This is a genomic window from Streptomyces sp. NPDC054770 (assembly GCF_053611985.1).
Window position 1 is genome coordinate 19888 of the sequence record NZ_JBSHBL010000076.1, and the last position, 7784, is coordinate 27671.

At 71.6% G+C, this 7784-nt stretch carries 5 protein-coding genes; 3 read left to right on the plus strand and 2 right to left on the minus strand.

Annotation, left to right across the window (positions count from 1 at the left end; all coding sequences use genetic code 11):
- The first annotated feature begins 1 nt into the window (after position 1).
- Positions 2-1360 (plus strand): DUF2637 domain-containing protein, encoded by a 1359-nt coding sequence (locus tag ACWGKQ_RS41635; RefSeq protein ID WP_453297243.1) that lies wholly within the window; start codon positions 2-4, stop codon positions 1358-1360.
- Positions 1361-1416: 56 nt separating this feature from the next.
- Here the strand turns inward: ACWGKQ_RS41635 and lysS are convergent, their stop codons facing one another.
- Positions 1417-3150: a lysine--tRNA ligase gene (gene lysS, locus ACWGKQ_RS41640; protein ID WP_453297244.1), complete on the minus strand. Its 1734-nt coding sequence runs from the start codon at positions 3148-3150 to the stop codon at positions 1417-1419.
- A 335-nt stretch (positions 3151-3485) separates the two neighbouring features.
- Between lysS and argS the strand changes: the two genes are divergently transcribed.
- Both argS and ACWGKQ_RS41650 read left to right on the plus strand, forming a co-directional pair.
- The gene (gene argS / locus ACWGKQ_RS41645; protein WP_453297245.1) at positions 3486-5246 is read left to right on the plus strand and encodes an arginine--tRNA ligase; all 1761 of its coding nucleotides are present in this window, start codon (positions 3486-3488) and stop codon (positions 5244-5246) included.
- Between the two features lie 46 nt (positions 5247-5292).
- A complete protein-coding gene (locus tag ACWGKQ_RS41650) occupies positions 5293-6066 on the plus strand; it encodes a DUF4253 domain-containing protein (RefSeq protein ID WP_453297246.1) in 774 nt (257 codons plus the stop codon).
- Between the two features lie 117 nt (positions 6067-6183).
- Here ACWGKQ_RS41650 and ACWGKQ_RS41655 read toward each other — a convergent pair whose 3' ends face one another.
- On the minus strand, positions 6184-7395 hold the full coding sequence (locus ACWGKQ_RS41655; RefSeq protein WP_453297247.1) for an aminotransferase-like domain-containing protein: 1212 nt from the start codon (positions 7393-7395) through the stop codon (positions 6184-6186).
- Positions 7396-7784 lie beyond the last annotated feature (389 nt).

Below are 7784 nucleotides of genomic sequence, written 5' to 3' on the forward strand. Positions count from 1 at the left end.
GATGCACCGCGTTCTCATCGGTGTGGTCGTGACCGGTGCGATGATCATCGCCGGTATCGGCTTCGCCGGCTCGTACGCGGCGGTCCGTGAGCTGGCCATCAAGAAGGGCTTCGGGAACTTCTCCTATGTGTTCCCGATCGGTATCGACGCGGGTATCTGCGTCCTGCTCGCCCTGGACCTGTTGCTGACCTGGATCCGCATCCCCTTCCCGCTGCTGCGGCAGACGGCCTGGCTGCTGACCGTGGCGACGATCGCCTTCAACGGCGCGGCGGCCTGGCCGGACCCGCTGGGTGTGGGTATGCACGCGGTGATCCCGATCCTGTTCGTGGTGGCGGTGGAGGCGGCCCGCCACGCGATCGGCCGCATCGCGGACATCACGGCGGACAAGCACATGGAGGGAGTCCGCCTCACCCGCTGGCTCCTGTCCCCGGTCCCGACCTTCCTTCTCTGGCGCCGGATGAAGCTGTGGGAGCTGCGCTCCTACGACCAGGTCATCAAGCTGGAGCAGGAACGTCTCGTCTACCAGGCGAGGCTGCGTTCCCGCTTCGGGCGGGCGTGGCGCAGGAAGGCCCCGGTGGAGTCGCTGATGCCGCTGCGGCTGGCCCGGTACGGCGTTCCGCTGGCGGAGACTGCCCCGGAGGGCCTGGCAGCGGCCGGCATCGAGCTCCCGGCCCTGTTGCCGACGGCGCCCAATGCCGTGGCCGTGGGCGGTCGGGCCGCCGAGGCGGCGCCGGCCGGCGAGCGGCGCCCCGAGCTGGTCCAGGGCTCCCATGCGGGGCAGCAGGAGCCGGTGTCGGGGTCCGAGGCGGAGCTGAACCCCTGGCTGCATGCCAGGGACCCCCAGCAGATCGAGTACCAGGGCGGTTACGACCCGACGTACGACCCCCGGTACGCCGCCTGGCTGGCACAGCAGCAGTACCAGCAGGAGCAACAGCAGTACCAGCAGTACCCGCAGCAGCAGTTCCCGCAGGGACAGTTCCCCGAGGACCCGTTCCCGCAGGACCAGTTCCCGCAGGACCAGTTCCCGCAGGACCAGTTCCCGCAGGAGCAGCAGTCCCTCTCCGAGGAATCCCCGTCGGAGACCACCGGCAGCTTCCCCATCCCCTCCGGCCCGGGCCGCACCCGTGAGCTGGGCGAGGGCGGCGGCCCCCCGGAGCCCCCGGCGCCGTCGGAGGAGGACTACTACCTGGTCTTCCGTGAGTCGATAAAGACCGGCAACGGAGCGCCCACCCCGCGCGGGTTCATCGCCGATGTGGAGGCGACCTACGGCGTCGCCCTCGACGAGGCCGAGTCCAAGCGCATGGTGACCCGCTTCTCGAACCGTCTCAACGCGGAGCTGGCGGACGAGCACATCGCCTGACAGGCACACGCAGAAGGGGCCCTCTGGAATCCAGAGGGCCCCTTCTTCACGTCGGCCTACTCGCCGAGCAGCAGCCGTACCCGCTCCTGCCCGACGGCGAGGAGCAGGGTGGGCAGCCGGGGGCCCGTGTCCCGGCCCACCAGCAGGTGGTAGAGGAGCGCGAAGAACGCTCGCTGCGCCGTCTTGATCTCGGCGGGCAGCTCCTTGGGCGTCGCGTCGGCGGAGAACCCGGCCTGGACCTTGGGCACGCCGTAGACGAGGTGGGTGAGCCCGTCCAGCGACCAGTGCTCGGCGAGCCCGTCGACCAGCAGTCGTACGGACTGCTGGGACGCCTCGTCGAGGGACTTCAGCAGCTCGGCGTCGGGCTCGTCGCGCACGATGGTGCGCTGGTCGGCCGGTACCTGGGTGTTGATCCAGGCCTCGGCCTTGTCGTAGCGCGGCCGTGCCTCGTCCACCGACCCGAGCGGGTTCGCCGGGTCCAGCTCGCTGAGGATGCGCAGCGCCTGGTCCTCGTGGCCGGCGGTGATGTCGGCGACGGAGGCCAGCGTCCGGTAGGGCAGCGGCCGCGGCGTCCGCGGCAGCTCACCGCCGGCCGTGCCGACGGCACGCGCGTGCGCGGCGAGGTCACCGGGCAGCGCGGACCCCTCCGCCACCTTCGCGTCCAGCTTGTCCCACTCGTCGTAGAGCCGCTGGATCTCCTGGTCGAAGGCGATCTTGAAGGACTGGTTGGGCCGGCGCCGGGCGTAGAGCCAGCGCAGGATCTGCGGCTCCATGATCTTCAGAGCATCCGCGGGAGTGGGCACCCCGCCCCGGGAGGACGACATCTTCGCCATGCCGCTGATGCCGACGAAGGCGTACATGGGCCCGATGGGCTGCTTGCCGCCGAAGATCCCGACGATCTGCCCGCCCACCTGGAACGACGACCCCGGCGACGAGTGGTCCACACCGCTCGGCTCGAAGATCACGCCCTCGTAGGCCCAGCGCATCGGCCAGTCGACCTTCCAGACCAGCTTGCCCCGGTTGAACTCGCTGAGCCGGACGGTCTCGGAGAAGCCGCACTCGTTGCAGGTGTAGGTCAGCTCGGTGGTGTCGTCGTCGTACGCCGTGACGGTGGTCAGGTCCTTGCCGCAGCCGCCGCAGTACGGCTTGTACGGGAAGTAGCCGGCGGAGCCGGACGAGCCGTCGTCCTCGCTCGCCGCGCCCGAGCCCTCCTCGGCCTCCAGCTCGGCCTCGTCGACGGCCTTCTGCTGCTGCTTCTTCGCGGGGGCCTTCTTGGTCCGGTACTGGTCGAGGATCGCGTCGATGTCCCCGCGGTGCTTCATGGCGTGCAGGACCTGCTCCCGGTACACCCCGGAGGTGTACTGGGCGGTCTGGCTGATCCCGTCGAACTCCACACCGAGCTCGGCCAGCGACTCGACCATCGCGGCCTTGAAGTGCTCGGCCCAGTTCGGGTGCGGTGAGCCCTTCGGGGCGGGCACGGAGGTGAGCGGCTTGCCGATGTGCTCGGCCCAGCTCTCGTCGACACCGGCGACGCCCGCCGGGACCTTGCGGTACCGGTCGTAGTCGTCCCAGGAGATCAGGTGCCGGACCTGGTGCCCGCGCCGCCGGACCTCGTCCGCGACCAGGTGCGGGGTCATGACCTCACGCAGGTTCCCGAGGTGGATGGGGCCCGAAGGCGACAGCCCGGACGCGACGACGACCGGTTTGCCCGGGGCCCGACGCTCCGACTCCTCGATGACCTCATCCGCGAAACGGGAGACCCAGTCGGTGGTCTCGGTGCTCTGAGCCACGTCGGCACGTCCTTCTTTCTGACAAGGAGCAGCCGATACGGTCGCACGGCTGACCGCTCCATTCTCCCAGCCGAGGCCGAATCCACGAAAACGGGTTACCAAGGCGCCCCAGACGGCGGCGCGAGGCCGTCGGCGGCGCGAGGCCGTCGGCGGCGCGAGGCCGTCGGCGGCGCAGCCGCCGTCCGGGGGCGCGGGGAACTGCGCGGCCAGCCCCCACGGCGCCGCACCCGGCAACGCACCGCACCCCCCGAGCTCTCACCCGCAAAAACCCCTTTACCCCCCGTGAAATACTGGACCCGTCCACCTGAACCCACGAGGAGAACGGCTCCCACCCCATGGCCTCGGTCACGTCGCTCACGGATCTCGTCAATCAGCGCCTCGCGAGCGCCCTCTCGGCAACCCTGCCGGAGGCCTCCGTCGACCCGCTGCTGCGACGCAGCGACCGGGCCGACTACCAGGCGAACGGCATCCTCGCCGCCGCCAAGAAGGCCAAGGCCAACCCCCGGGAGCTGGCGACCCAGGTCGTCTCGAACATCACCACCGGCGCGGACCTGATCCAGGACGTCGAGGTCTCCGGCCCCGGCTTCCTCAACATCACCCTCTCCGACCAGGCGATCACCGAGAACCTGGCCGCCCGGTACGCGGACGGCGACCGGCTCGGCGTGGCCGCCAAGGCCAACCCGGGCATCACGGTCATCGACTACGCCCAGCCGAACGTCGCCAAGGAGATGCACGTCGGCCACCTGCGCTCCGCGGTGATCGGCGACGCCCTGCGCGGCATGCTCGACTTCACCGGCGAGAAGACGATCGGCCGGCACCACATCGGCGACTGGGGCACCCAGTTCGGCATGCTCATCCAGTACCTGATCGAGAACCCGGACGAGCTGTCCGCGGAGACCGACACGGACGGCGAGCAGGCCATGTCGAACCTGAACCGGGTGTACAAGGCGTCCCGGGCGGTCTTCGACGCGGACGAGGACTTCAAGGAGCGGGCCCGGAAGCGGGTGGTCGCCCTCCAGTCCGGCGACAAGGAGACCCTGGACCTGTGGCAGCGGTTCGTCGACGAGTCGAAGGTCTACTTCTACTCGGTCTTCGAGAAGCTGGACATGGAGATCCGCGACGACGAGATCGTCGGCGAGTCGGCGTACAACGACGGCATGCCGGAGACCGCCCGGATCCTGGAGGAGACGGGCGTCGCGGTCCGGTCCGAGGGCGCGCTGGTCGTCTTCTTCGACGACATCCGGGGCAAGGACGACCAGCCGGTCCCACTGATCGTGCAGAAGGCGGACGGCGGCTTCGGCTACGCGGCCTCCGACCTGACCGCGATCCGCAACCGGGTCACCGACCTGCACGCCACCTCACTGCTCTACGTCGTGGACGTGCGGCAGTCGCTGCACTTCAAGATGGTCTTCGAGACGGCGCGGCGGGCCGGCTGGCTCACCGACGACGTCACCGCGCACAACATGGGCTACGGCACGGTGCTGGGCGCGGACGGCAAGCCGTTCAAGACGCGTGAGGGCGAGACCGTACGGCTGGAGGACCTGCTGGACGAGGCGGTGCAGCGGGCCGCCCAGGTCGTCCGGGAGAAGGCGCAGGACCTCACCGAGGCGGAGATCCAGGAGCGGGCCCAGCAGGTCGGCATCGGCGCCGTGAAGTACGCGGACCTGTCGACGTCGCCCAGCCGGGACTACAAGTTCGACCTGGACCAGATGGTCTCGCTGAACGGCGACACGTCCGTCTACCTCCAGTACGCGTACGCGCGTATCCAGTCGATCCTCCGCAAGGCGGGGGAGGTCCGGCCGGTCGCGCACCCGGAGCTGGAACTGCACGCGGCGGAGCGGGCGTTGGGCCTGCACCTGGACGCGTTCGGCGACACGGTCTTCGAGGCGGCGGCGGAGTACGCCCCGCACAAGCTGGCCGCGTACCTGTACCAACTGGCGTCGCTGTACACGTCGTTCTACGACAAGTGCCCGGTGATCAAGCCGCAGCCGCCGAAGGACGTGGCGGAGAACCGTCTCCTGCTGTGCGACATGACGGCCCGCACCCTCCACGAGGGCATGTCCCTGCTCGGCATCAGGACGCCCGAGCGCCTCTGACCGGTCGCCGACGGCGTTGTCAGTGCCGCCCCTTACAGTCACTGGCATGGCGACTCTTCCCAACCCGCTGCCCAAGCTGGCGACCGACCCCAGTGGTCGGTCCCTGGGGCTCCAACTCCCGCCCGGGACACTGCTCGACGACACGCTCGACGGCCCGTGGCACGAGCCGTTGCTGTGGTACGCCGGGCAGCCCGCCGGGCCCGGGACCTGGACCGCGCTGGGCGCGCCGGCCGCCCGTGCGGGGCTGCTGCCGGTGCTCATCGACGTGTCCGAGGTCGACGACTGGGACTTCGCCCCCGGGGAGACGTCGTACCCGGGGGACCACGACGCCGACGAGGTGCTGGAGGACTACTGGGAGGAGGACCCGCCGGACGGCGAGGAGTGGCCGGGGCTCGCCGCCGCGCCGGCCCTGGTCGCCGACCCGGACACGCGGGCCGCGGACGTCGCCGACGTGCTCAGCCAGGGGCGGCCCTGGCTGAAGGAGCCGCATCTGGCGCTGGTGTCCGCCCGGCGCAGCGCGGACATACCGGCGGCCATCGGCTGGAGCGGCCCGGTGAACTACGAGGAGGACGTGGCCGTGCTGTGCGCGGTGCTGCGCTCCTGGGAGGAGCGGTTCGGCGTCCGCGTGGTGGCTCTCGGCCTGGACCACCTCGCGCTCTCCGTCGCCGCCCCGCCCGCCGACCTCGACGAGGCGGAGGCGGTCGCCGCCGAGCACTTCGCGTTCTGCCCGTACACCGTGCTGCCCGGCGCCGACGACACCCTCTCGTCGTACGCCGAGCAACTGGTCGGCGAGCGGCTGTGGCACTTCTGCTGGGACTGAACCGCTGGGACAGCGCCCCGTAGGGGCGCGGGGCTGGGTCAATGTGCGGCTCCGCCGCGTGGCCGCGACCAGCCCCCCACCGCCCGCGGTGAACGAACCGCATAACCAGCGGAGCGCTCAGCTGCCCAGGCCCTTGGCGAGCCTGCGCAGGCCCTCCCCGATCTCCTCCGGTGTCTGCGTCACGAAGCACAGGCGCAGCGTCGAGCGGTCGGGGTCGGCGGCGTAGAAGGGCTCGCCGGGAACGTAGGCCACGTTCTGCTCCACCACCCGGCGGAGCAGGGCGGTGGAGTCGTAACGCTCCGGGAGCCTGGCCCACAGGAACATGCCGCCCTCGGGCCGGTTCCAGGTGGAGCCGGCCGGGAGGGCGCCGGGGAGCCCCGCGAGCATGGCGTCCCGGCGTTCGCCGTACACCGCGCGGACCTTGGCGACATGGGCGTCCAGGACGTCCAGGTAGCGGGCGGCGGCGAGTTGGTTGAGGGTCGGGGTGTGCAGGTCGGCCGCCTGCTTGGCCACCGCGCAGGCGCGGCGCAGTCCGTCGGGGGCGCGGAGCCAGCCGAGCCGCAGGCCGGGCGCCATGACCTTGGAGAGGGAGCCGAGCAGGACCACCCGGTCCTCGGCGCCGGGGAAGGACGCGATCCAGGGGGCGTGGTCGCCGTCGTAGCGCAGTTCGCCGTAGGGGTCGTCCTCGACGATCCACAGGCCGTGCCGGGCGGCGGCCGTGGCGAGGGCGGCGCGGCGGTCCGCGGGCATGGTGCGGCCGGTGGGGTTCTGGAAGGTCGGGACGAGGTAGAGGAGTTTGGGCCGCTCGGTGCGGATGAGGTCCTCCAGGGCGGCCGGGTCCACGCCGTCCTCGTCGCCGGGCACGGGCAGCACCCGCGCTCCGGCCAGCCCGAAGACCTGAAGTGCCGCCAGATAGCAGGGGCTTTCGACGAGGATCGTGTCCCCGGGGTCGATCAGGGCGCTCGCGAGGAGGGAGAGCGCCTGCTGGGAGCCGGTGGTGACGAGGAGGTCGTCGGCCCCGGTGGGCAGGCCGCGCGCGCGGACGCGTGCCGCCAGTCGCTGCCGCAGCGCCGGCTCGCCCTCGGTCGTCGAGTACTGCAGCGCCCGCTCAGGTGCCTCCTCCAGGACCGCCCGGAAGGCGGCGGCTATGCCGTCCCGGTCGAAGAGTTCGGGGGCCGGCAGTCCGCCCGCGAAGTTGATCACCTCGGGGCGGGCGGTCACCGCGAGGATCTCCCGCACGGGTGACCCGCCGACGCTGCGGGCACGGGCCGCGAGCGGGGGTGTCGGTGCGGGGGCCGGGCCGGGGGCGGTGGCGGGGGTGAGGGGCATGGACGGCTCCTTGGCTGATCCTCGTCTTGGCGGGAGCGTAGAGAGGTATGTGCCTCCTACACCCGTGATTCCACGATGCGGACGGCGGCCGGTGCGAGGGCCTCGGCCGTCCCGTGCCGCCGTCCCACGGGATGGGATCCGTGCAGGTCATCGGGGTGGACCGGGGCCGGGCGTCCCGAATCCCCGGTCGGGTCTGGTGGTCCGGGCGGGCGGGCCCGCAGGCTGAGGGCACGTCACATCCCTGTGCCCGCACCGCCACCGCGCCGAGATCGTCAAGGGAGCCCTCGTATGCCCGTCACGCACCGCACCCCGGCCGCCGGGCGCCCGCGGGGGCAGGGGGGGGGCGGGAGGGGTCGGGGGGGCGCGCCGGGCCGCGGGGGGTGCGGGGT

What these genes read in the sequence shown, in the direction of transcription:
- ACWGKQ_RS41635 (WP_453297243.1), top strand. Translation starts at nt 2, where the DNA reads ATGCACCGCGTTCTCATCGGTGTGGTCGTGACCGGTGCGATGATCATC.
- ACWGKQ_RS41650 (WP_453297246.1), top strand. Translation starts at nt 5,293, where the DNA reads ATGGCGACTCTTCCCAACCCGCTGCCCAAGCTGGCGACCGACCCCAGT.
- argS (WP_453297245.1), top strand. Translation starts at nt 3,486, where the DNA reads ATGGCCTCGGTCACGTCGCTCACGGATCTCGTCAATCAGCGCCTCGCG.
- ACWGKQ_RS41655 (WP_453297247.1), bottom strand. Translation starts at nt 7,395, where the DNA reads ATGCCCCTCACCCCCGCCACCGCCCCCGGCCCGGCCCCCGCACCGACA.